21 protein-coding genes are annotated in these 22,612 nt (G+C 42.2%); 4 read left to right on the forward strand and 17 right to left on the reverse strand.

Features of this window, described 5'->3' with window-relative positions; all coding sequences use genetic code 11:
- Nucleotides 1-8: 8 nt before the first annotated feature.
- The 7 genes from AC6CIB_RS08860 to AC6CIB_RS08890 are packed head-to-tail and all read right to left on the reverse strand — an operon-like array spanning nt 9 to nt 5,976.
- Nucleotides 9-614: a tyrosine-protein kinase family protein gene (locus AC6CIB_RS08860; protein ID WP_498279755.1), complete on the reverse strand. Its 606-nt coding sequence runs from the start codon at nt 612-614 to the stop codon at nt 9-11.
- A complete protein-coding gene (locus AC6CIB_RS08865; protein WP_498279757.1) occupies nt 598-1,344 on the reverse strand; it encodes a YveK family protein in 747 nt (248 codons plus the stop codon). The genes AC6CIB_RS08860 and AC6CIB_RS08865 overlap by 17 nt, the downstream gene beginning before the upstream one ends.
- Nucleotides 1,345-1,348: 4 nt before the next feature.
- A complete protein-coding gene (locus tag AC6CIB_RS08870) occupies nt 1,349-1,699 on the reverse strand; it encodes an NAD-dependent epimerase/dehydratase family protein (RefSeq protein ID WP_498279759.1) in 351 nt (116 codons plus the stop codon).
- A 49-nt stretch (nt 1,700-1,748) separates the two neighbouring features.
- Nucleotides 1,749-2,708, reverse strand: a complete 960-nt coding sequence (locus AC6CIB_RS08875; protein WP_498279761.1) for a pectate lyase family protein — start codon at nt 2,706-2,708, stop codon at nt 1,749-1,751.
- Nucleotides 2,709-2,721: 13 nt separating this feature from the next.
- On the reverse strand, nt 2,722-4,089 hold the full coding sequence (locus AC6CIB_RS08880; RefSeq protein WP_498279763.1) for a sugar phosphate nucleotidyltransferase: 1,368 nt from the start codon (nt 4,087-4,089) through the stop codon (nt 2,722-2,724).
- Nucleotides 4,090-4,106: 17 nt separating this feature from the next.
- Nucleotides 4,107-5,324, reverse strand: a complete 1,218-nt coding sequence (locus AC6CIB_RS08885; protein ID WP_498280543.1) for a glycosyltransferase family 4 protein — start codon at nt 5,322-5,324, stop codon at nt 4,107-4,109.
- Nucleotides 5,325-5,352: 28 nt separating this feature from the next.
- Entirely contained in the window at nt 5,353-5,976 is a 624-nt protein-coding gene (locus AC6CIB_RS08890; protein ID WP_498279765.1) for a sugar transferase, read from the reverse strand.
- Nucleotides 5,977-6,427: 451 nt separating this feature from the next.
- Between AC6CIB_RS08890 and AC6CIB_RS08895 the strand changes: the two genes are divergently transcribed.
- The gene (locus tag AC6CIB_RS08895) at nt 6,428-7,270 is read left to right on the forward strand and encodes a hypothetical protein (protein ID WP_498279767.1); all 843 of its coding nucleotides are present in this window, start codon (nt 6,428-6,430) and stop codon (nt 7,268-7,270) included.
- Nucleotides 7,271-7,700: 430 nt separating this feature from the next.
- Here AC6CIB_RS08895 and AC6CIB_RS08900 read toward each other — a convergent pair whose 3' ends face one another.
- From AC6CIB_RS08900 to AC6CIB_RS08915, 4 genes are all read right to left on the reverse strand, one after another.
- On the reverse strand, nt 7,701-8,588 hold the full coding sequence (locus AC6CIB_RS08900; RefSeq protein ID WP_498279769.1) for an EamA family transporter: 888 nt from the start codon (nt 8,586-8,588) through the stop codon (nt 7,701-7,703).
- Nucleotides 8,589-8,917: 329 nt separating this feature from the next.
- Nucleotides 8,918-9,187 (reverse strand): hypothetical protein, encoded by a 270-nt coding sequence (locus AC6CIB_RS08905; RefSeq protein WP_498279771.1) that lies wholly within the window; start codon nt 9,185-9,187, stop codon nt 8,918-8,920.
- Nucleotides 9,188-9,230: 43 nt separating this feature from the next.
- A complete protein-coding gene (locus AC6CIB_RS08910; RefSeq protein ID WP_498279773.1) occupies nt 9,231-9,701 on the reverse strand; it encodes an SRPBCC family protein in 471 nt (156 codons plus the stop codon).
- Between the two features lie 430 nt (nt 9,702-10,131).
- A complete protein-coding gene (locus AC6CIB_RS08915; protein WP_498279775.1) occupies nt 10,132-10,818 on the reverse strand; it encodes a FadR/GntR family transcriptional regulator in 687 nt (228 codons plus the stop codon).
- Nucleotides 10,819-10,981: 163 nt separating this feature from the next.
- Here AC6CIB_RS08915 and AC6CIB_RS08920 point away from each other — a divergent pair, with 163 nt between their 5' ends.
- Together AC6CIB_RS08920 and nhaC are read left to right on the forward strand one after the other, a co-directional pair.
- The gene (locus tag AC6CIB_RS08920) at nt 10,982-12,148 is read left to right on the forward strand and encodes a trans-sulfuration enzyme family protein (protein ID WP_498279777.1); all 1,167 of its coding nucleotides are present in this window, start codon (nt 10,982-10,984) and stop codon (nt 12,146-12,148) included.
- 21 nt (nt 12,149-12,169) lie between these two features.
- On the forward strand, nt 12,170-13,648 hold the full coding sequence (nhaC, locus tag AC6CIB_RS08925; RefSeq protein WP_498279779.1) for a Na+/H+ antiporter NhaC: 1,479 nt from the start codon (nt 12,170-12,172) through the stop codon (nt 13,646-13,648).
- Between the two features lie 195 nt (nt 13,649-13,843).
- Here the strand turns inward: nhaC and AC6CIB_RS08930 are convergent, their stop codons facing one another.
- The 3 genes from AC6CIB_RS08930 to AC6CIB_RS08940 are packed head-to-tail and all read right to left on the reverse strand — an operon-like array spanning nt 13,844 to nt 17,801.
- Entirely contained in the window at nt 13,844-14,938 is a 1,095-nt protein-coding gene (locus tag AC6CIB_RS08930; protein WP_498279781.1) for a GerAB/ArcD/ProY family transporter, read from the reverse strand.
- 21 nt (nt 14,939-14,959) lie between these two features.
- A complete protein-coding gene (locus AC6CIB_RS08935; RefSeq protein WP_498279783.1) occupies nt 14,960-16,189 on the reverse strand; it encodes a Ger(x)C family spore germination protein in 1,230 nt (409 codons plus the stop codon).
- Nucleotides 16,179-17,801 (reverse strand): spore germination protein, encoded by a 1,623-nt coding sequence (locus AC6CIB_RS08940; protein ID WP_498279785.1) that lies wholly within the window; start codon nt 17,799-17,801, stop codon nt 16,179-16,181. The genes AC6CIB_RS08935 and AC6CIB_RS08940 overlap by 11 nt, the downstream gene beginning before the upstream one ends.
- A 131-nt stretch (nt 17,802-17,932) precedes the next feature.
- Between AC6CIB_RS08940 and AC6CIB_RS08945 the strand changes: the two genes are divergently transcribed.
- Nucleotides 17,933-18,157: a YczF family membrane protein gene (locus AC6CIB_RS08945; RefSeq protein WP_498279787.1), complete on the forward strand. Its 225-nt coding sequence runs from the start codon at nt 17,933-17,935 to the stop codon at nt 18,155-18,157.
- A 68-nt stretch (nt 18,158-18,225) separates the two neighbouring features.
- Here AC6CIB_RS08945 and AC6CIB_RS08950 read toward each other — a convergent pair whose 3' ends face one another.
- From AC6CIB_RS08950 to AC6CIB_RS08960, 3 genes are all read right to left on the reverse strand, one after another.
- Nucleotides 18,226-20,808, reverse strand: a complete 2,583-nt coding sequence (locus AC6CIB_RS08950; protein WP_498279789.1) for an ABC transporter permease — start codon at nt 20,806-20,808, stop codon at nt 18,226-18,228.
- Complete coding sequence (locus tag AC6CIB_RS08955) at nt 20,805-21,488, reverse strand: ABC transporter ATP-binding protein (RefSeq protein WP_498279791.1); 684 nt, start codon at nt 21,486-21,488, stop codon at nt 20,805-20,807. The genes AC6CIB_RS08950 and AC6CIB_RS08955 overlap by 4 nt, the downstream gene beginning before the upstream one ends.
- A 128-nt stretch (nt 21,489-21,616) precedes the next feature.
- On the reverse strand, nt 21,617-22,612 hold the full coding sequence (locus AC6CIB_RS08960) for a sensor histidine kinase (RefSeq protein WP_498279793.1): 996 nt from the start codon (nt 22,610-22,612) through the stop codon (nt 21,617-21,619).

Genomic DNA, 22,612 nt, shown 5'->3' on the forward strand with positions numbered 1-22,612 from the left:
GTCATGAGTCATTGTTGGTAAACCACACCGATTATTTTACATTCTGCCGTTTCAAGTTTGGCTTGGATTTTCCTTATATCTTCGGTTTTATCCTTTCGTTGAAGGACCAACACCGCCTCCCTGCACTCTTCAGCAAGCAGCTCCATTTCAACACCGGAATGTAAAGAAGGAGCAGATAATACAACCCGATCATAGGTCTCCTGCCAAGACGCGACATGCTGCCTAAAAGACGGTGAAAGCCAAATATCAATCGGCTTTTCGGCAGAATGGTTTGCCAAAACCACATCCAGCCCCGGCAGAAAAGTCGGGAATACGGTTTTTAACGACTCCTGATGAATTCCATCAGGTTGCTCCATATGGAACCATTCATGGAGCGAAGGTTTCTTTAAATCCCCTTCCACAAGAAGTACTTTTTTCCCTTGAAGTGCAATAGCTGCCGCCAGTTCTGCTGTTATCATGCCTACCGATTTTCCAGCAGGAATTGAAGTAACCATCAGTACTGAAGGGTCATGCTTCTCTACTTTGCTACTGATTACCTTCATTTGATCAAAGTTGACAATCCCCTTCTTTTTCTGGTCTTTTCCACAGATGATATCTTCAATGGGACTTTGCATGGATTTCTCCTCCTTTTCCCACATTTCCTTTCGGCTCTCTAAATTGTTTTCGGTAGACTTTCGGCAGATCGTCTTTAGTGGATGTCACTACACCTAACACTGGCAAACCCAATTCCTGTTCAATTTGAACGATACTTTGTACGGAGTCATCCCAGTGGTCTTTTAACAAAGCCAATCCAATACCACAAGATAATCCCACCATCGTTCCTATCAATAGGTTTACGATTGGATTCCCCACTTTTTCCGGTTTGTTTGTTCCTTCTTTATTATTGAGCATCGTTATATCTTCCATTTCCAAAGAACTCTTCATCTTTTCCACTGAAGTGGTAGCCAGAAGGTGAGCAAGCTCCCTGGACCGTTCCAGATCAGTATCTCGTATAACAATAGAAATAATCTGGGAATCCGCCTTGTTTTTTACTGTGATTCTATCCTCCAGCTCTTCCGGGGAAAGGTCGAAATGATCCTGTACAGTTTCCAATACAATCGGACTGGTAATAAAATCAACAGTTGAAGCAATTAGCCTGTTAATGGTTTGGGTGTCAGTGTAGACCTCCCCGTCATGACCGAAGTTTCCTATCAGGATATATTCTTTTGCTTCATAAGTGGGTTTCAATAAGAAAAAAATAGCTGCACCACTCAATAGCGAAACGCAGATGGTAGTGATCAAAATGGTCGTTACCCTTCGTTTAAAAATATGGAAGAATGCTTTTAAATCCATCTGTTCCCTCATGAACTCACCCCCTCAAACCTGCAAGGGATTCCTGCCGATAGAAATGAACGGTTTCTAATAGTCCTTCTTGCAGTGAATGGCAAGGTGACCAGTGCAGCATTAATTGTGCACGGTCATTTTGTAATACACTTGAGCGAATGTCCCCTTCTCTAACATAATCCGGCTCCTCTTTGGCAAAAAGATCATCCATATTCCTTCGAACATCCTGCTGATAGAAACGCACCTGTGGAGGAATATTCTTCAAATGCCCTGTCACTAGATTGTCTACCACGACAACCTCGTATTGTGAATCTAATAGCGCTTCCACAATATGCGATCCTATAAAGCCCGCCCCACCAGTTATTAACACTTTCATGGCAACCTTCCTTCCGATATTTATCGTAGAATATCCTATACCAATCAAGTCACTCTTCAAAGGTTGAAAAATGGTTCCCCCGCCCCTCATCTGCGACCCTGTCTTTCGGTAAATTCATTTTCAAAAGATTCTCAAACGAATCTTTTGTCAATTCTATTAAGGCTTGACGATCTTTCATGAAAGCTACGTCCCACACCATGCCCTCTATGATGTTATTGGATCCGGATAGAATCACCGCTTTGTCCGTTCGCTCTGTCAGTTGGATCTGCAGATTTTCAAACATATTCCCCGATGCCTCATTCGGAATGGTAACAGCACTGTTGACCTGGATACAGACAATGCAGTCATCCAAAGTCATATTGACGAACCTGTTACCATTTATAAAATTGTATTCCTCTCCTCCATCTGGTGGTGTAGCTTCTAAAAGCACCGCCGAGTGAAATCCACTCACGCTCACTCCTGAAACATTCACAAAGCTGATAAATTCTCCAGATGTTCCGGCGTGAAAAAAGATTCCTTTTCCTCGATTGGTACCGCTTGAGTTATACAACGTCACATTTTCAATATGAATCCGATCGTTCGTCCAGACCTGTTCTTTACCACTAACATAAATCGCAGCACTACGGAATTCAGGAGTGGTAATTTCAATGGTTCCATTCGTAATAGACGTTTTTTTCTCTACCTCCAAAACGTTGAAATTTCCTTCAACCGAAAGTTTCGTAGCCATACCCATTTCGAGCGTGACTCCCTCTTTCAATTGCAATCCCCGTTTCAGTATGTAGGTCTTCCCCAGTAATTGGACAGGCAGATTGTCGTTTTTGTAGCTATAATCAATTGCTGCTTGGATGGCTGAAGAGTCATCCTGTAGATCATTTCCTTCCGCCCCAAACGCTTCCACCCTGACACTGCCAGGCTCTTCAATAGTCTCCCTGGATAATGAGCCAATTAACAGCACGACCGTTGCCGCAAGCAGGACGATGGTTACAATATATAAATACTGCCTCTTCATATTTATTCCCCGCCTATGAGTACTTCGAATACACTGGCTTCTTCAAGGCCACGTCTAACCTGCTGTTTTTTCTTCGATGCTCCATTAGATGTTCTCCGCTCCGGATGACGATCAATTCCATATCATTTCCCGCCTTCCAAGAATAGGTTTTCCCTGCTGGAATCGTAAGGGTGGTTCCAGTGCCGACTTTCGAGAATTCATCATTCAAGACCAGTGTTCCTTCACCTTCCGTTACCGTCCACACTTCCCGGTCCCCTTGACCCTGATCATGTAAATTCCTGCCGGCGGTCAAATGGACTTTTTCCGTAAGTGTTTCTGTCCCTTCTTCCCTTTTGCTATATTCAAGAACTCTGCTCCATCCCCACCAGTATTCTTCATACATCGGACCATCTTGAAAATGGGAAACATACTCCTTGATTTTGTGGCTGCTCTTTTTATCCGTCACCAACAATCCATCCGGGCTTGCAGCCACCACGATATCCTCCACTCCAATCAATATGATGGGGATTTCCAGTTCATTCACGATACAAGATTTCTTTACATCATTACTAATGACCCCGTTTCCGATTACCGGGGTTTCCATTTCATCCGTCAGGGTGTTCCACGTTCCAAGATCTTTCCAGTAACCTGAATATGGGATGGCGATGATATTGCTCGCCTTTTCGACTACTTCATAATCAAAACTATTGGATTGAAGCTGACTGTAATACTTCAGTAAAGCATCGTACTGGACAGGGATATTTTTACGCTTGAGCAGTTGAATAATATAACCCAGCCGGAAACTAAACACTCCACAATTCCAAAGTGCCCGCTGATGGATCAGCTTTTTTGCTGCTGTCTCATTTGGCTTTTCACAAAACTTGCTTACTTTAATAAAGTCGCCTGGCGTTTCACTCCCCGGGACAATATACCCATACTTTTCAGACGGGTAGGTCGGTGTTACCCCCAGGAGAGCTAAATCAGCACCACTCTCGTGCAGCCCCCGCTCAAGCTCGGTTATGGTTTCAAAAAAATGATCTTCCACGAATGGATCAACTGGCAGCACTCCTATGACCTCGTCCAGGCCGCATCCTTCCACGGCATAAAGATATACGGCTGCTAATGCGATTGCAGGAAACGTATCCTTCCGCTCTGGCTCGACCACCACGGGAATATTCGAACCGATCTGGGTATGGAGCATTTCCACCTGAGAACTACTTGTTGTGACAATCGCCTCATCAGCAAGGTTAACTTTCCTGAGCTGCCTCCAAACACGCTGGACCATTGACTCCATCTTTCCATTTTCATTTTTCAGGACTTTCAGGAATTGCTTGGACCTAGCATCGTTGGAAAGCGGCCATAGCCGCTTCCCTGAGCCTCCTGATAACAATACAATCCGCATGTAAACACCCTCTTTCACTAATGAACGAGCATTTGTACCTTTTTTTCCGATGCTTCAGGATTTCTTTGCATAACGGCATCCTTCCAGGTTTGGATTAACCTGGAACAGTTATGTTCCCAGGAGTAATTGCTCTGGACAAAAGCTTGGCCTGTAACAGCATAATTTTCTTGTAATCCGGGACTTTCAATCAGACCTTTAACAGCTGCAATTATCCCTTCTTTACTTCCCGTGCAAATCAGCTCATCCCCTCGTCTTCCTGAAATCCCCTGCAAAGCTATTGGGGAAGCGATTGTCGGAAGTCCGCAGGCCATCGATTCCACAATTTTGTTCTGCATTCCTGTACCTGATTTCATTGGATAAATACCAATTTGCGCCTGTAGTAGTCGACTGCATATATCTTCAACAAACCCGGTAACCACCACATTATCTTTGCCATGCAAAGCTGTCACTTTCTTTACCGGATCCTTTCCTACAATATAAAATTGGTACTCCGGGTATGCCTGATGAATATGAGGCCAAACCTCTTTTACAAAGTCAACAACAGCTTCGACATTTGGATAGTATTGCATGTTTCCATGAAAGAGGATGATTTTTTCCTTTGTGATTTTAGGGTAGTGAGACAGATGATGTTTCGTGATAGAGGTTCCATTTGGATTTACAACAATATGTCCGTTACTTAAGTATTTTTTATCACTTTCAGAAACGATCATTGCCCGGTCAAATTTCTTCAATATCACTTTCTCATATCGTTTCATCAGTTGTGACTCCAGCAGGAATAATGGCTTTAGCCAATTGCTTTCAGTTTTCGCACGCCGCTCCATATTCAGTGACAGAGCATCAATCATATCGATACATTTCGGGACATTGGTATCGATGAAATACTCGGCAACCCTAGCCGTCTGCACGTGAATAATTTCCGGGTTAATCCTTTTATAAATATCCATCACACGTTCCTTTACTTTAGGATGAAAAAATAGGTTGACTTGAATCGGTTTAAAGTTATAAATCGTTTTTAACGACCTGAGCAGGTTTTGTAGTGGATGGGTAGTAAATAGGATGACCTCCTTACAGTAAGGGGCAAGTTTATCCCTAACGAGCTCCCCTTCTTGCTCCGATTTTACAAATGCAATCAGATGAACTTGGTAACCATTTGCTTTTAGTTGCTTGATCTGTTCCCACGCAATCAGCTGGTCCCCTTTATGCGGAGGGTATGGCGGTCTGGAAGACATATACATTACATTCACTAATGTTCCTCCTATTATTTTATCTGGCACCTTCACCAGTCATCACGATTTTGAAAGTCAAAAGAAGTATTTTTACATCGAGGAAGAAACTCCTCTTACGAATATACTCCAAATCGTAAGCGAGCTTTTCTTCGGGGGTGATATCATATCCTCCGTTTACTTGGGCCCATCCTGTTAATCCAGGCTTAACGGCCAACCGCTTGATAAACCCTGGTGTTTTCTGATTGAAAATCTCGGTAAAGACAGGGCGTTCCGGTCTTGGTCCGATCATACTCATATCGCCTTTTAACACATTGATAAGCTGGGGAAGCTCATCGATCCTTGTCTTTCGGAGATACTTGCCGATTCTGGTCACCCGTGGGTCGTTTATGCCTGCCCATCTTGGTCCCTCTTTCTCGGCATCCATTTCCATAGTGCGGAGCTTTAGCAACTGAAAGTATTTCCCTTTCACTCCTACCCTCTCCTGTCGATAAAACACCGTGCCTTTTGTATCCAATTTAATAACTACTGAAAAAATAACCAGAAGTGGAATGGCAGCTACTAAACCAGAAGTAGCCAGAACAATATCAAATAACCTTCGGACCATGAGATATGAAGCAGATGACAAAGAGACGTTTTCTATGAAGAACACATCGTCATTCATAGAATTCCCCCTAGAAACACTAATATCATCGACTTTCAACGACAAAAACTTCACCTCCAAAATGGTAATTATCGAATTTTATCGATAATTGTTCACTATAAAGAACTTAAGCTTGCATGTATTTTAACAGATTTCCAGTTCAATAGAAAGATTTTTTTTGGATTATTTGCCATTTTTCCAAGTAACTGTTATCAACCTGTTCTGACACTTGGAGAATAGGTCGATCGTACCGAAACCACCTGACAAAAAATCGTGTCGATTAATCCAAGAGGAAAATCAAGCAAATGAAAGTAGATGGAAACGGAACAAAAAACTAGGGTTGATTTCTGTTGAAAACTCTCATTTATTTTTGGAACAATTTGGATTTTCAGAGAATAAGATAAAAGACAAGCATTACATTTGTGTTGATTCTCATGAAACAATGCTAAACATAGGAAAGTAGGGAAAAATGATGAATGAAGACATCTATGTAGAAAGCTTCAGCGGTGCGAATGACTCCCTTAAAATACAGGCTGCCATTGACTATGCTAGAAACAATAATGGGAAGACCGTAAAGTTGGGAAATAGGAATTATTTAATTACAGCACCAATCGTTATTAAGCAAGGCGTCAAATTACTGTTCGATTATGGAACACAGTTTATTGTCGAGGGGAACTTTCGGGTATTAGAAATTCAACAAAACGCTTTACTGGAAGGGGCATATATTGCTATCAATGACCCGGCATTTAATTCAGAGGTTATCTTCTTAAATGGGAAATACAAATATTATAATACATGGCACCGGACCCAAATAAGAGATATTAATATTGTCAACTGGCACAGTAGTCACAAGGGTATCGGCTTGTCACTATTCTCCGGCGGTGCAGGCCATGAAATCTCTTTCGTTCATTTTGAAAATATTAAAATAGCCGGAATGAAAATTGGTTTAAAGCTGGTTGCCAACCGTCCCTCTACTGGATTGGCCTGGATCAATGCGAACCGATTTCTCAGCTTGTCACTGGATGATTGTATAGAAATGATCACCATGACTAGCAGCTCTACAATCCCATACGAAATTAGTGGGAACCAATTTAAAAACCTCCAAATTCAACCCACATCCATAACAACCAGAATCATGAAAGTTACTGGACAGTTCAACTATTTTGATGGAATGATTTGGGATGTGTCATCTATCCCGCACAACGGCCCTGTGATTGAACTGACAGCTGACAGTATGGATACCACCCTCAATACTCCCTCCGTACCTGACAACCGAATTATCGATAATGGGCAGCGTAATAAGATCAATCTTTAAGGAAAAAATGGCGTCCTACGTACGCCATTTTTTCTGTTAACAGTTCCTTTACATCTCCACGAATTTTGCCGCACACATTCTTTCAACTACACAGGACAATCACTTTTCTTTCCTGTAGTCCTCCAATATCTGGTCTGCCCGGTAAATCACCTGGTATGAAGAACATGGCCAAATTCTCGAACTGACCCGTCTGTGACAACTTCACATTCAGCCAGCCACTGAAAGATGACCCGATTGTCATCCCGGAAGACGTCGAATCTGTCTACTTGCGTGTAGATGTAAGCACTGCCATCTATGAATATTCCTTCTCCAACTCAATGCAGGGCTCTGTTCAATCCATTTGAATGCTTCCTCTAAATCAAGAGAAAATAAAGGTCCGTCCCTCACCACGGTAAAACTTTACCGCAATGAGGGACGGACCTTTTATTCTTTATGATATGGATTTTATTCTACCTTTTAATTTTAAATTGCCGATCACAATTCCACATAAAATGATGACAACTCCTATCCATTGTGAAAAACTGACAACTTCAGCTAATATAAGAGCCGACATTGTTACAGCTACTGGAAGTTCAGAAGCTGTTAAGATTGTGCCAAGTCCTGGTCCAACATGGGGCATTCCAATTGAAAATAAGAGAGGTGGTAACGCAACACCAAAAAAACCAAGCACTAAACCATACTGTGCAACACCCGTCAAGGTAGGTAAATCAAATAAAAACATGGGTGGATATATTAAAAATACGACAATTAAACCACCTGTGGAAAGGAAAGCACTTTTCAAGACGGGTGGAGAATCTTTTCCGACAGAACTGCTGAGTGATATAAAAGTGGTAAACGTCAAAGCCGAAAGTAACCCCCAAGCAGTTCCTTGCATTGATAGAACAACTTCACTTTTTGCAACTGCGCCCGCAGCTAAAATGGAGCCGATTATAAGAATGCCAATTGAGATGATTTTACCTTTAGTTGGTTTTTCTTTATAAAAGATCCACTCGAATAGCGTTCCGATCCAAACAAACTGAAATAAAAAAATGATTGCAAGCGAAGCATTAAGTGTCTGCAGCGCTTGATAATAGAACACACCTGTTAGTCCAAATGGAATTCCAGATAATAATAGTTTGAAAGCTTGATTTAAAGTTATATTTTTTTTATTTGTAAACAGAACTAGCACCCAGGTAAGCAAAGCTCCAAATAAATATTGACCACCTGTTACCTCTGTCACTGAAAAACCTGCAGAATAAGCAAGTTTGACAAATGTAGATAATACCCCATAACAGCATCCACCAAAAAAAACAATGGATGCATATTGCCAAGTTTTCATTTTTTCTCCCCCTTTTTTTCACATAAAAAAACCACACAATTGTCAATTGACAATTGTGTGGCGAAAATAGAGCTAACTCTATAAAAATCCACTTCCTAAAAAGGTATTATTATTCCGATTAAATAAAATGTACAAGATAAAACAGCTAATTAATTATTAACCTTCAAAATTGATTGGAGTGGAAAACAATCACTCACTTTTGTATGAAAGGAATAAAATTTACAACAAGATATTTTTATGCTAAAAATTATACCATTTCTGATTGGAACTGTCATCATAAAACTTCCGAATCATCTCTCAACAAATGATAGTTCTTCTAATAGGTCTCGTCAATTAGACCGTCCCCTCCCTACTGGAAGAAGTATGTTTGTGGCGGGTTGGGACTTGGATCTCGTTTCAGGGGTGTAACCCTGCTTTGGCATCATCCGGACACCGTATGACAATGAATACAAGGCATTGATTTTTTCCGAGAACTCGTCACTATTTGGATTTCCTTTTCCCTTGATCATGAAAAACTTCTGCTTTGGGACAGTGACCACTTCAGGTGTTTGTTCCGGCAGATATAAATTCTTCTCTTTTCTTCTCCATTCGTGTTTCATGAATGATTCTCCTGTCTGTCGATTTACTGGGACGTTCGTAGATTCAGGAGCTTGCCACTTTGGTTTTTTCCAGATAATCTCTCAAGGAATCCAAATCCTTTTTGCAAGCCTTCTTAAATGTGCCTACCATCAATTTGCCGAACCATTTTGACAGGCCGGTCAGTCCTCTGATTTCACCAAGTAACGTAACTTCTGTTTGATCACCTGATGAAGCAAGTAAATAGGTAAATACAAATTCACCTTTGCCTGTCGTTCCCTTCGTTCCGTCGCATCGCAGAACTATCTTATCCGGTTCTTTAAGCTCTACTACCTCAAAATGTTCCGAAGCCTCTTTGCCGAACATTTTTCTCGTTTCTTTCCACTGACTGCCTTCACGGAGTGGCCCTTCGTCCATTCTCTCTATTTCCACTAATCCTTGCATCCAGTGTTTGGCAGAATCAAGGTCTAATAGACTCGCATATGCTTTTTCTTTGGAAACCTGAAAGTTTCTTTTCACTTCGAAAGGGATACTCAAATGGAATGACCTCCTAAGTTATATCGTGCTTTTGAATAGATTTGACAACTTCGTCTTATTTCCTTCTTTTATTGGTTATAATTTCAAGTAATGTCACACCATAAAATAGTTATACCAGGGAACCGTCACCGCCTCTTGCATCTCCCTAGCGTCAATACCCCAAGGAAATGACCAAAAGAGTTTCAGATAACAGTTGCACCTGGACAGCTTGAAAAATTCGAAAGCCGCACTAATTCAAGCGGCTTTGATATTGGACACTTCCCCCGGCTTCGGAATCGTTTATCTCAAACACATTGAGTCATCATATAAAATGTTCACGTTATGAAGGATGGGCTCCTTTTTCAAAGTCATATTGAACCTTTCATCACTGCTCTTGAACTATAATGTTTGAAACATAAAGTAAAACCCGTCCTAAATCAAGTTTCTCCCATCAGTTAATATTATAAATGGACTGTTTCACAGACAGAATGATCTCATCAAAGGCCTCTAGAGCTGATTTAGAATTCCGTTCACGAATCGCCTGAAGCAGCTTTTCATGGTAGGGGTAGCTCTGATCAAAGATGTCATCGATGCCAAAAGGCTCATTCCAGAACTCGTGAAATGCATCCCAAACGGAGTCGATGATGCTTTCAAGCATTATGTTTTTTGAAGCTGTGTAAATGGCCTGATGGAAACGTGCATCGGCTTGGTTTGCAAGCTGTCGTTGCCCCGTTTGGAGAAAATGGACATATTGCTGAAGGTGATAAGTCATTTCCTCCACATCTTCATCATTCGCTGCCTTCACCGCCAGTTCGACTGCCTTTTTCTCGAGTGCCTCCCTTACCTCCAGTGTTTCAAGGAGAAAATTCTTTTTATCTTCTACTTCGAAAGCCATTTGGATTTGAAATGGTTTACTCTCCCTGATGAACGTCCCTTTTCCATTCAATACCTCGATGACCCCTTGTGATTCAAGGAGTTGCAGTGCTTCCCTCAAGGAAGACCGGCCGATTTGCAAAATGTCTACAAGCTCAGCCACGGAAGGCAGGCGGTCCCCGTATTTTAATCCTTCATCCTCTATATATTTCTTTATTTCATCTGCTCCTATTTCTGATAAGCGTTTTTTCTTTATAGCTTTCATTCCTTCACCCCAACGAATAACCTATTTTTCTCATTATACTATTGATAGGTTTGATAAGAAAATGGACTTATTTTATATTCTGAATAATCTAACCTTTCATACAGGTTGACAGTATGATAATATAATAGCAAATAGAGTCAACAGAGGAAAGGCAGATGGCAAAATGGATAACTACGATACTCAAATTTGTACGCAATATGGCGATCACCCTTCTGAACATAAAGGAGCGGTATCTCCTCCGATTTATCAGACCAGTCTTTTTGCGTTCGAAAATTTTGAAGCGTTTTCACAAGCACAAACGAAAGAAAGGGAGAACTATGTTTATACACGCGGTGTGAATCCGACAACCGAACTTTTAGAAATGAAACTAGCTAAACTTGAGCGCGGAGAAAAGTGTAAGTGCTTTGGATCAGGGATGGGTGCAATTAGTTCCGTCTTCTTTTCGCTCCTGAAGAGTGGGGATCATGTGCTTTTCGTAAATGACATTTATGGACCGACAAAACAGCTTCTCGCTTTTTTCAATAAATTCAACATTTCACATACCACTACGTTTGACGATGTCGAGTCACACATTCAACCAAACACAAGGGTCATTTACGTGGAAAGCCCTGGAACAATGAATATGAATGTCATTCACTTGGAGAGCATCTCTGCGCTTGCGAAAAAGTACGGCATCTATACAGTTATCGATAATACATGGTCGACCCCCCTTTTCCAAAAACCGTTGACCCATGGATTTGATCTTTCCATCCATTCTTTGACGAAGTATATCGGTGGACATAGTGATGTAACCGGCGGAGCTGTCATCGGGAGTCATGCCCTTGTTGATCGGATCTTTGAATTCGGCTTTCAGCTGAATGGATCAACCCTTTCTCCTCACGATGCCTCTCTCATCATTCGAGGATTAAGAACATTGCCCATTCGGATGCAGCAGCATCAGCAAAATGCTTTGATGGTGATAGATTATTTAAAAACGAAAGAGGAAATTGCTAAGATTTATCATCCAAGTCTTCTTAAAGCGGAAGAGTACCCTTATATGAAAAAGCAAATGAAAGGTTATTCAGGCGTTCTTAGCATTGAACTCAAGGAAGGAGGGTTTGAAAACGTCGCTGCATTCATTAATTCATTGACGTTATTCAAAATTGGAGTAAGTTGGGGTGGCTATGAGAGCTTAGTCAACTCACCAATAAAACCACACAACGCAGATGAACTTAAAAAAGCAGGGATCAGCACAGGCTTGGTTCGTTTTTCTATCGGTCTTGAAAGCCCTAATTCCCTGATCAGTGATTTAGAAAACGCATTCCAATCAATATCTCTTACCAAATCTTAAATATCGAGGAGATGATTCATAATGAGTAAAGAGGGTATTAGACGTCCATCCGTTGGCATGGCCATGATTCCAATCATGATAGCCCTTGTCATTTTCATTGGAGGAATTGGAATTCTGAAATATCAAGCTGAGCTGATGTTGATATTTGCAGGCGTCGTGTTTTCCATATACGCTATTTGGTGTGGGCATAAGTGGGAAAAGATCCTTACCGTCATGGGGGAAAAAATCAAAACAGCACTGCCCGCTATCCTGATTCTATTTAGCATCGGACTGATCATCGGTACTTGGATGTTATCGGGTACAATACCATTTTTCGTCTATTATGGTCTTGAAATCATCCATCCTGGTTATCTCTATGTATTAGCTTTCATCGTTACCGCCATAGTATCTACATGTGTTGGGACATCCTGGGGATCTGCTGGTACGATCGGGGTCGCCTTGATGAGTATTGCCCAAACAATGGACGTCTCACTTGCGATAACTGCTGGTGCCGTCGTTTCCGGCGCTTATTTCGGGGACAAACTTTCACCGCTATCCGATACGACAAATATGAGCTCGTTAGCCGCTGGTTCCAACTTGTACGAACATATACAGCATATGATGTATACATCAATCCCTTCATCCATCATCGCCACCCTAGTCTTTTATTTTGCCGGTCTAAGCATTGAATCGACGCCGGGTCAACTTAGTAACATCAAAGAAATGCTTTTAGGGATCGATCAACTCTTCAACTTGAATATCCTTGTCCTCTTGCCTGCTGTCATCGTCATTGCCGGCTCCCTGATGAAGAAAAGCCCGCTGATCGTCTTGTTCAGCTCTGCCTTGACGGCAATGGTCATCGCGTTCTTTTTCCAACAAGCTACAGTTGCTCAGCTGTTCACTGCTGCTGTTGAAGGATTCAATGTTGAGATGGTGACGGAATCAAACCCGGGTATTGATTCAACTGTCATTTCAGAAGCGATGCAGGGTCTCCTGAATCGCGGCGGCCTGTATTCAATGTATAATGCCACTTTCTTTGTGTTTTGTGCCTTTTTCTTTGCAGCAGCCATCGAGGTTTCACAGGCTCTGAATGTCGTCCTTGAAAAAATCATCTCTTATCTAAAGTCAATAGGCAGTGTCATTTTTGCGTCACTTGTCACTGGCTTTGCCGTAATCAACTGTACGTCCAATGCCTTGGTGACATACTTTTTAATCAAAGATATCTTCGGAGATGTGTACAAGAAGAAAAAACTGCATCCAGTTAATCTATCGAGAAGCATGGAAGATTCCGTTACCATCACAGAAGCATTGATGCCATGGACGGTTTCAGGTGTCTTCATGGCCACCACCCTTGGAGTGAGCAACTTCGAATTCTTACCTTGGGCAATTTTCAACCTTGGCGGGTTTGTCTTCTCCCTCTTATATGGCTTCTTGGCACCATACTCGAACAATTTCGGGATTCGAAATTTGACTGAAGATGAAGTTGAAAGAGACATGGAATCCAGTAAAAAGATTATCTAATAATAGCTAGCTCCCTGGCTCAAAAAAAGGACATTCCCTGTATTTTAGAAATTCCGTAGAAAAAAAGAGGCTGTCTCAAAAGGTAATCCTTTTGGAGACAGTTTTTCCGACTACTTTCCACATTTGAATCATTATATTGTGGGGCGCAATCAATCATTTTCACCTTCCCTCCACTCCCCTTCACCCTCAAAATGTTCATTTCTTTTTTCTATTTTTCAAGAACGCAACAAGAAGAAGGAGGATAGGAATGATCACGAAGAGAGGCAAATGTAAGACAAACATGGCTATCTTTAATCCTTCATGGATATGTTCTTGAAAATTGCTCGCAATCGTCATAGACATAAATAGAACGATTAGGCCCAAAGGATAAGACAGTCGTGAAGGGGTTTTAATCTTAAATAAGCTAGCAGTTCCTATGACAGCTGCATAAAACAACACGCTTATCTTAAAAAAAATACCAATCACTAAGGCAAGCATAAAAAACACATCCAGGCGTTCTAAAAAATCTGCTACTTGGATGGTCTGAACCGTACTAAGAAGGGGAAATTGGGAACGTGCAGTCAGACCCACACCAAGCACACTAATATTAACGAGCATCGTAATAATCAAATTGATTCCACTTAATCCCGTTGCACATATCATGGTCATCTTTACCTTCTTGGGATTATTCAAATACGGCAAAATCATCGTAAATACAATGGCTTCTGTAAACGGGAAATATAAGGTTTGAGTAAAAACCACTTTTAGGACAGGTACAATCCCTTCTTCAAGTACCGGTTGTAAGTTGGTAAAATCGATTAAACCAGAACATACAATCAATATAAACCCAACGACCGAAAGCATAAACATAAGCATAAAAAGCAGTTCTCCTGATCGGGCGATGACCTCAATTCCTTTTCGAACCGTATAAATAATGACCAGCATTAACAGTGCATTCGCGATGAATAAAGGAGTTTCCGGATAGGCAAAGGTTAACAGCATTTCACCAAAATCACGAAGAACCCTGGAGGCATCATACATAAAGTAAAAAAGATAGAGAAAGGCAAGTACGGTTCCTATCACTTTACCTAGAATCTTTTGCATATACTCTGTAGGCAAAAGATCGGGATAATACCAATAAAGTTTATGATAGACTATTAAAAGAACGAAACTGAATGCCATTCCTAGCAGAATAGCTAACCAGGCGTCCTGTTTTACGTCTATCGCAAGAGGTACTAGTAAAGCACTCCCCAGTTCAAACAGAACCATTAAGATAAAGAGCTGACTGGCACTGATTTTTGCTTTCTCCACTCCACTGGTGCCTCCTTTTCCTCACTTTTGTTTTTCTTCTATACTTGAAAGAAACGATTTATTTCGTAAGCCGGCACGACGGATGTAGGCTTCCACCGTAATATCCACCTTTAATTCTGGAAAGTACACATCGTTCCACATCGGTTTTAGTCTTTTCCAGTCAATTGGTCTGGAACGCCGGATGGCTTCTCCAAATCCAAAAATATCTGCTTTATTTGTTTGAGCCTGTTCAATCGCTTTTTTAATTTCTTTTTTAATCTCTTTCTCCAATTCTTTTTCCATCTTTGTAATAACCTTTACATCTGTGATATCTACAGGTACATTCATTTCCCCTATGCTTCCTTCTACGCGTGTATGGATAGAGATATAGGGTTGACCTTTCTTCACTTCTGCAGACACTTTTGTTTTTTGACGGACAGTTTGATATGCGATAGCTTCTTTTTTTCCTTTCCAATCTATGTTGATGGTTGTTCCTTGGATTTTATCCAGGATCCATACCGTTCCTCTAGCTGCTCTGCCATACCACCAATCGACTAACTTTCCTTCTTTTAAAACGGCGATTCCACTGGCTTGAAGGGTAGATTCGGGCTCACTTTCTTGAATGTTCTCTAACTGGCTGGCATGCTTGGGATTTCCTATAAGACGGAATCCTGATACCACGGTTACCTCATTAGGGGATTGCAGGCCTTTCATCACATCTTGGACCGACGTCTTAATACTCTCTCCCCATTTCTTTTGGGAAAATTCTAATGTTTTCAGCACCTTATTCGCTGGAATCTTATCAACGGGTGTTAATGTTTTCACGAGTTCTTCTGCAGTTGATTGATGCGTAATCACCATGGTTGTAGTGATTCGAAATTCATGATCTCGATCGATTGCATCGATTAAAGTAGCCAATCCTTCTTCTTTTGCTAGGTTCTCACCAACGACCACCAGGTTGGTATGAGCATAATATAATCTTCGGGAAATTTTGCTAGATGCACTCCTACTTGCTTCTACTAAATTAGTACCAGTAGCCGAATAGATCGTAACAGGTGGGCTTTGAGTACCACCACCACCTCCACGCATGCCTCCAGCCACGTTCCCAGGATTAATAATTTGAAGTGTTATGGCATATTTTCCATCTTCCGTTTTATCTACTCCCATGGCTGCCACGATAGCAAGATCCGTTAACTCTTTTTTGCTCCAACAACCGGAAAGCAAGACGGTCATTGTCATCAATAAAATAAGGAAAACCAGCTTATACTTCATTGTTGTCACCTTCTTTAAGATCCCGATTGACCATACCACGAGATGCAGGAGGTTGAGGACGCTGATTCTTCCCTTCTCGAACGGTATTTGCACTAATTAAGCGTGGTCTTTGTCTTAGTGTCCACCATGGTAATCTTATAAATGTATCTCCATTATCTACGGGTATAAAGGGAGCAAATGGGGCCATATAGGGCACACCAAATGAACGCAAGCTGCATAGATGGACGACCATCATCAGAAGGATCAAAATGATTCCGTAGAAACCAAATATTGCTGCACCGATCATAAACAAAAACCGAAGTAAACGGGCTGAAATGGCCATATCAAAGGAAGGAGTGGCAAAACTGGCAATCGCTGTGATCGATACGATAATGACCATAGCCGGTGACACAATGCTCGCTTGAACGGCTGCTTGTCCAATAACAAGTGCACCGACAATGGATACCGCCGAACCAATCGCTTTGGGCAGGCGAATCCCTGCTTCCCGTAAGATTTCAAACGTTATTTCCATAAGAAGGGCTTCCACGAATCCGGGAAAAGGAACGGCTTCCCTCTGTGCTGCAATGGCCACAATGAGCGTTGTGGGCACCATTTCTTGGTGGAAGGTTGTGACTGCCACAAAGGTAGCAGGGGCAATAAGAGAAATGATAAACATCAAAATACGTAAAAGGCGAATCGATGTCGCAATATCAAAACGGATATAATAGTCCTCAGCCGATTGGAAAAATTGTATAAACACTGCAGGTGCAATCAGTACAAAAGGTGTTCCATCGACAAAAATAGCTATCCTTCCCTCAAACAAATTCCCTGCCACCACATCGGGTCTTTCGGTGTTGAAAATAGTTGGGAAGGGAGTCATTGTTTGATCTTCAATTAATTGTTCGATATAGCCTGATTCCAATATGCTATCAATGTCAATCTTGTTTAATCGCTGACGAATTTCTTCAATAACTTGATCATTGGCAATGCCGTGTATGTACATAAGCGTCACATCTGTTTTGGTTACGCGACCAACCTTCAAGGACTCCATCCATAAATCAGGGGTCTTAATAATGCGACGTACCATGGATGTATTGGTCCCAATCGACTCTGTAAACGCCCCTTTGGGACCACGGACCACCATTTGAGTGGTAGATTCTGAAATGGGACGTTTTTCTCCACCTTTCGTGCTTGCACTGAGAGCCTTAGCTATTCCATCCACCAGGACAAGGGTATCACCTGCCATTAAGGATAAAAACAGGTCATCCCAAGTATTGAAGGATGACACGTTACCAAATGTCATCATGTCTTCAGAAATCAGATCTAACGCATCGTGCTGAATCAATTTTTCTTTATCATCGTCTTTCATCATGGATTGCAGTAAGAACTCTTGAATCGATTGATTGTCTACTATTCCTTCGATATAGACAATAGCTGTTTTAATATCGGAGTTTCTCCCCATTTTTAATTGACGCACGACGATGTCTGAACTGTTTCCTGTTTTCTGTCGAATGATGTCAAGGTTGACTGACAATGAATCTTGTATATGTTCTTCTGAGTGAACTGTAGCTTGATTTTCAGCATCCGGTTGTTGGTTCTTTTTTGGTTTTCGACCTTTAAAGAACGAAGGCATATATTCAGGCACCCTTCTTTTATTTTTTATTACTTTAACCATATCAGGGGTTATTATGTAATTATTAACAAAAGATATTACTGTATGATACAAGGCCAAAGAGAAAACCTAGTAGGAGGAGAGTGATAAGCATGAAAATCATGGGTATTTCCCTTTTAATGATGGGATGTTTAATGGCTTTTTCTCTAAGTCTCGATATTCTCCAAGGGTTTGATGTTTCGCAAGCATTGTATAATGCTGTCAGTCCTTTTCGAGTAATGGAAGTGGCCGAATTATTCGTGCTCTTTTTTCTTCTTTTTCTTTTTTTTGTTGAATCTGCCTATTTTTTTATAAAGAAGAGAAACGAAGACAAATAAGTATATAGCGAAGCAAGGGGAGGGATCACAAAAAAAAGATGAGCCTCTAAAGGCCCATCCCTTCTCTTCTATATATTCTCTTGCTTCAATCCTTCAATGATATTCTGCTTCTTGACCTTTCCGATTGAATATAGCATGGCCGAGCTGACAATGATGAATATCGCCGCGATGACAGATAGGATATCGATCCACGGCAGCACGAACCCGTAATCGAAGGTCTCACCGACAGATCTGTGGATCATATACATGACACCGATACTGATCGGCAGCCCGTACAGCAAGGCCTTGACTCCGTAAAAAATGCTTTCATAGTTGATCATTTTATTAAATCCTTTCGGGGTCATCCCAACGGATTTCAGCATGGCGAACTCCCGTTTTCTCAAGGTAATGCTCGTTGAAATCGTATTGAAGATGTTCGCGATGGATATCAATGAAATCAGTGCGATGAACCCATACGTGAAGACTGACAGGAATAGGATGAGCTGTTCTTCCTGCTGCCTATTTTGATAGACATTGTAGATATATAGATTGGATGGAACCACTTCTTCAAGGGCTTGCTGGGTTTCCATCGGATCAGTACTATTCATATATAATTGGCTGCGGACTTCCTTTTTGATCTGGTCATCCATCAAGGAGTCCATCGTTTTCATCGGCACGATGACATCCAATCCGCCAATCATTGAAGTACGGACCCCCATGGGCACTTGATCTGTCAGGGCCCCAATCGTAAACGATCCCAAAGGTTTCGATTTCTCTGTAGCATAGTCCGTGAAAATCAAATCAAGGACGTCGCCTGGCGCTGCTACGATCGATTTGGTCTCAATGAACTTGGACGTCGTCGGATCCTGATAGGAAATCTGATCAATGACGATGGCTGTTGGCTTCTCGGGATCGTCGAACATCTCAAGATCCGCACCTGCTTTCTTGGCAAAGTCTCTAAAGCTTTGATCATCCAATCCATGGAAATTAACATAATATTGATAGCGCCCATCATCAAGGGAGATGTTATCCCTTTTGATCATGTCTTTCAATTCTTTAGGAAATTTGCCTTTGTCAATAAGCACAGTTGGATTCAGGCTTTTTTGGATGCTGTATGCTGTAATATTTTCCAGATGAACCAAGTCTTCCAATTGCTCTGTATCCGATTGATCGGCGGTTACGGAAATATCGTAATTCGTACCTTCCTGGGACATGAGCACCGATTTCTTCAAGTTATCAGTAAAGAAAGACACCGATAAGAAGAGAACGATACTGATCACCAGGGAAAAAATCGTCGCATGGTAACGACGTTTGTTCCGTTTCAGATTCTTCAATCCGATTTCCGCTTCCAGCCCGAACAGCTTCCTGACGAGCTTGGACGTTTTGACCGTCTTACCAGTCAGTTTGATATCCTGCGTCTGCCGGATCGCATCGATCGCTGAAATCTTCGAGGCTTTTCGTGCAGGCATATACGTGGAGATGAATATCGTCACGCTTGAAATCAGGCATGAAACCAGAACCGTTGACGGTGTGACGACGACCTGAAGCATCTCCGAAATGCCCAACGCCCCGTCAATGTAGGTATTGATAAACCAAAAGGTAGCTCCGATCCCCAAGGCCCCTGCCAATAGACCAAGCGGAATGCTGATGACTCCGATGACCATCCCTTCGAAAAAGACGGAATTTCTCTTCTGTTTCTTCGTTGCACCCACACTCGAAAGCATCCCTAAGTGTCTTGCACGTTCGGATACACTGATGGCAAATGCATTATAAATGAGCGATACCGAACCGATGATGATGACTGCCATGATGATCCCGAGTAAGGAAAACAGGGTGAAGCGGAGGTTGTCATTGTCTGTGACACCGTAGTAGCGCAGCAATTCATCGTTGAAAGCTACTTTCTCAATGCCATTCTCTTTTGCCAGTTTCTCAGCATGCTCAAATACGGATGAGTTCACTTTGTCCAACACCACAATCGCATCCACCATATCCGACTTATTCATGGAACTCTTATCGATATAGCCGAGCACCGTATAACCGGGAGACCATGCCGGTTCCCATGATGGACTTTCTATGATGCCCGTAACAGTGAAGGTCTCCATGGAGTTCACTTCAAGCCTTTCCATAATGCCCTCTTCATCCCGTTGGAGCGGGTCATTCTGTCCTAATGGCTTGCTTTCCCCCTCCATCATCCGGCTCCCGATATCCAGTTTGATCTGGTCCCCGATCTCGTACTGAACACCGGCATCATTTGCAATTTGCTCGGAAATGACCACTTCCTGTTCAGCGGAAGGCAGGCGACCTTTACTCAACTCGATCGGAAACTGCTTCAAGCCTTCTTCATTATATTCTTTTATAAATAGGTAAGGCTTGTCTTCCACCTTGGCCCCATCGAGTTTTGCATACCCCAAGTCATTAGATAGGAGCAAGTCTCCCGTATCTTCGTCATTCGCTATCGCTTCGATTTGATCGAGGCTGACATTTTGATATTGGACATGCCACTCGCCATTGTCGGCTATCGATTGTCTTTTCATAATGTCCAGGAATGAAACGCCGAGTGTCGCAACGGCCATGATCATCGACACCGAGATGATGACCCCGGTGATTGTCACAAGGGTCCTTCTTTTGTTTTCTTTCAGATGCCGTAACGTCAGTTTGTTGATGATATTCACGGGCGGATCACCTCATCCTTTGCGATCCTTCCATCTGCGATTTCGATCACACGATCTGCCTGCAGCGCAATCCGTTCATCATGGGTAATGATGATCAATGTCTGATTATAGGTTTTGTTGAACATTTTTAACAGATCGATGATTTCTGTAGAGTTCTTGCTGTCGAGATTTCCTGTCGGCTCGTCCGCGAGAATGATGGCAGGATTACTGACAAGCGCTCTCCCGATGGATACACGCTGCTGCTGTCCGCCGGATAATTGGTTCGGTAGATGGTTCAGCCTTTCATGAAGGCCCAATGTCGACACAAGATCAGTCAACTGCTTATGATCTACATTATGCTGATCCAATAGCATGGGGAGGGTGATGTTCTCTTCCACCGTCAGGATCGGAATCAGATTGTAGAACTGATAGATCAACCCGATCTGCCTTCTTCTGAAAACGGCCAGCTGGGTTTCATCCAATTGATAAATATCGGTTTGATCGATTAGCACTTTCCCGCTTGTCGGTCGGTCGACGCCTCCAAGTAGGTGAAGCAAGGTAGATTTCCCCGAACCGGAAGGACCGATGATCGCGACAAATTCTCCTTTCTGCACAGAAAATGAGACATCATCCAGTGCCTTGACCGCCGTCTCCCCCTTGCCATATATTTTAGACAGATTTTCGATTTGCAAAATATTCATTTGGTACCTCCATAATGTTAATGTAGACCCCAGTATATCTGTCCAATATGACTTTAAGGTGACTAAGAAAGTGACAATCTATTCACTTTAGGGGTACGGGGGCAAGAATAAGTACCCTATACTGAATCCTATTTATAAAATTTAATCGAAAACTCGGTGCCATTTCCTTTTTCACATCGGACCTCAAGATCCCCCTGCTGACTGGTGATGATGCTGTAGGCCATCGCCAGACCGATTCCGACACTGTCTTCGCTTGCATTCTTGCCTTTGTAAAAACGCCTGAATATGTATGGAAGATCTTCTTTTGGAATCCCGGCTCCATTATCCGCAATGGTGATTTCGGTATAGAGCGGATTCTCCAAAAAAGAAATGGAAATCACCCCTCCGTCTCCCGTGTGCTCCGCAGCATTTTTGAGAATATTGATGAGGGCTTCGGCCGTCCACCGCAGATCACCTGAGAAAGTGACCGAATCGTCCCCGCTCACATTCAATGTCTGGTCTTTAATATCCATTGGAATCAAGATAGGCTGCACGGCATGCTGAATCAGATCCCGGACGCTCACATTGTCTTTCTTAAACGAAATGGTTCCTGCATCGATTTTGGATAGTTTCAGAAGCGATGAGACAAGCCACTCGATTCTTTCCAATTGCACCCGGATATGTTGAGTGAATTCGGCACGTTTGGATTCCTCCAATGTGCTGTCACTTAAGAGATCGGCCATCACCATCATCGAAGTCAAAGGTGTCTTCAACTGATGCGAGATATCAGACAGGGCGTTGGTTAAAGTGAGTTTGTCCTTCTCTAAAGATGAACGATGCTCAGACAGCATCAAGGTCACCTTATAGATGTCATTCTTTAATATGCTGAGCTCTCCTTCTTGGTTGTCACGAACATCGAGGCTGTCATTGCCGCTGCTGATCTTCCTCAAGTAACCCGAAAGCTTTTCAATTTCCCGATATCGCCATCTGGTAAAGAAAAAGCTGTATCCAGCGAGCAAGCCGGATGTGCCCAGCACAAACAATGCAACCCAAATCGAAAATAGAAAACCTGCCAATCCCGATGCCGCAAGACTAATGAATAAAAGGCTGATGAAAAGCCATTGAACTTCCCGATTCCTCAACAT

This window comes from Rossellomorea sp. GQ25, from assembly GCF_059758515.1.

What these genes read in the sequence shown, in the direction of transcription:
- AC6CIB_RS08860 (WP_498279755.1), bottom strand. Translation starts at nt 614, where the DNA reads ATGCAAAGTCCCATTGAAGATATCATCTGTGGAAAAGACCAGAAAAAG.
- AC6CIB_RS08865 (WP_498279757.1), bottom strand. Translation starts at nt 1,344, where the DNA reads ATGAGGGAACAGATGGATTTAAAAGCATTCTTCCATATTTTTAAACGA.
- AC6CIB_RS08870 (WP_498279759.1), bottom strand. Translation starts at nt 1,699, where the DNA reads ATGAAAGTGTTAATAACTGGTGGGGCGGGCTTTATAGGATCGCATATT.
- AC6CIB_RS08875 (WP_498279761.1), bottom strand. Translation starts at nt 2,708, where the DNA reads ATGAAGAGGCAGTATTTATATATTGTAACCATCGTCCTGCTTGCGGCA.
- AC6CIB_RS08880 (WP_498279763.1), bottom strand. Translation starts at nt 4,089, where the DNA reads ATGCGGATTGTATTGTTATCAGGAGGCTCAGGGAAGCGGCTATGGCCG.
- AC6CIB_RS08885 (WP_498280543.1), bottom strand. Translation starts at nt 5,324, where the DNA reads ATGTATATGTCTTCCAGACCGCCATACCCTCCGCATAAAGGGGACCAG.
- AC6CIB_RS08890 (WP_498279765.1), bottom strand. Translation starts at nt 5,976, where the DNA reads ATGAATGACGATGTGTTCTTCATAGAAAACGTCTCTTTGTCATCTGCT.
- AC6CIB_RS08895 (WP_498279767.1), top strand. Translation starts at nt 6,428, where the DNA reads ATGAATGAAGACATCTATGTAGAAAGCTTCAGCGGTGCGAATGACTCC.
- AC6CIB_RS08900 (WP_498279769.1), bottom strand. Translation starts at nt 8,588, where the DNA reads ATGAAAACTTGGCAATATGCATCCATTGTTTTTTTTGGTGGATGCTGT.
- AC6CIB_RS08905 (WP_498279771.1), bottom strand. Translation starts at nt 9,187, where the DNA reads ATGAAACACGAATGGAGAAGAAAAGAGAAGAATTTATATCTGCCGGAA.
- AC6CIB_RS08915 (WP_498279775.1), bottom strand. Translation starts at nt 10,818, where the DNA reads ATGAAAGCTATAAAGAAAAAACGCTTATCAGAAATAGGAGCAGATGAA.
- AC6CIB_RS08920 (WP_498279777.1), top strand. Translation starts at nt 10,982, where the DNA reads ATGGATAACTACGATACTCAAATTTGTACGCAATATGGCGATCACCCT.
- nhaC (WP_498279779.1), top strand. Translation starts at nt 12,170, where the DNA reads ATGAGTAAAGAGGGTATTAGACGTCCATCCGTTGGCATGGCCATGATT.
- AC6CIB_RS08935 (WP_498279783.1), bottom strand. Translation starts at nt 16,189, where the DNA reads ATGAAGTATAAGCTGGTTTTCCTTATTTTATTGATGACAATGACCGTC.
- AC6CIB_RS08940 (WP_498279785.1), bottom strand. Translation starts at nt 17,801, where the DNA reads ATGCCTTCGTTCTTTAAAGGTCGAAAACCAAAAAAGAACCAACAACCG.
- AC6CIB_RS08945 (WP_498279787.1), top strand. Translation starts at nt 17,933, where the DNA reads ATGAAAATCATGGGTATTTCCCTTTTAATGATGGGATGTTTAATGGCT.
- AC6CIB_RS08955 (WP_498279791.1), bottom strand. Translation starts at nt 21,488, where the DNA reads ATGAATATTTTGCAAATCGAAAATCTGTCTAAAATATATGGCAAGGGG.
- AC6CIB_RS08960 (WP_498279793.1), bottom strand. Translation starts at nt 22,612, where the DNA reads ATGTTGAGGAATCGGGAAGTTCAATGGCTTTTCATCAGCCTTTTATTC.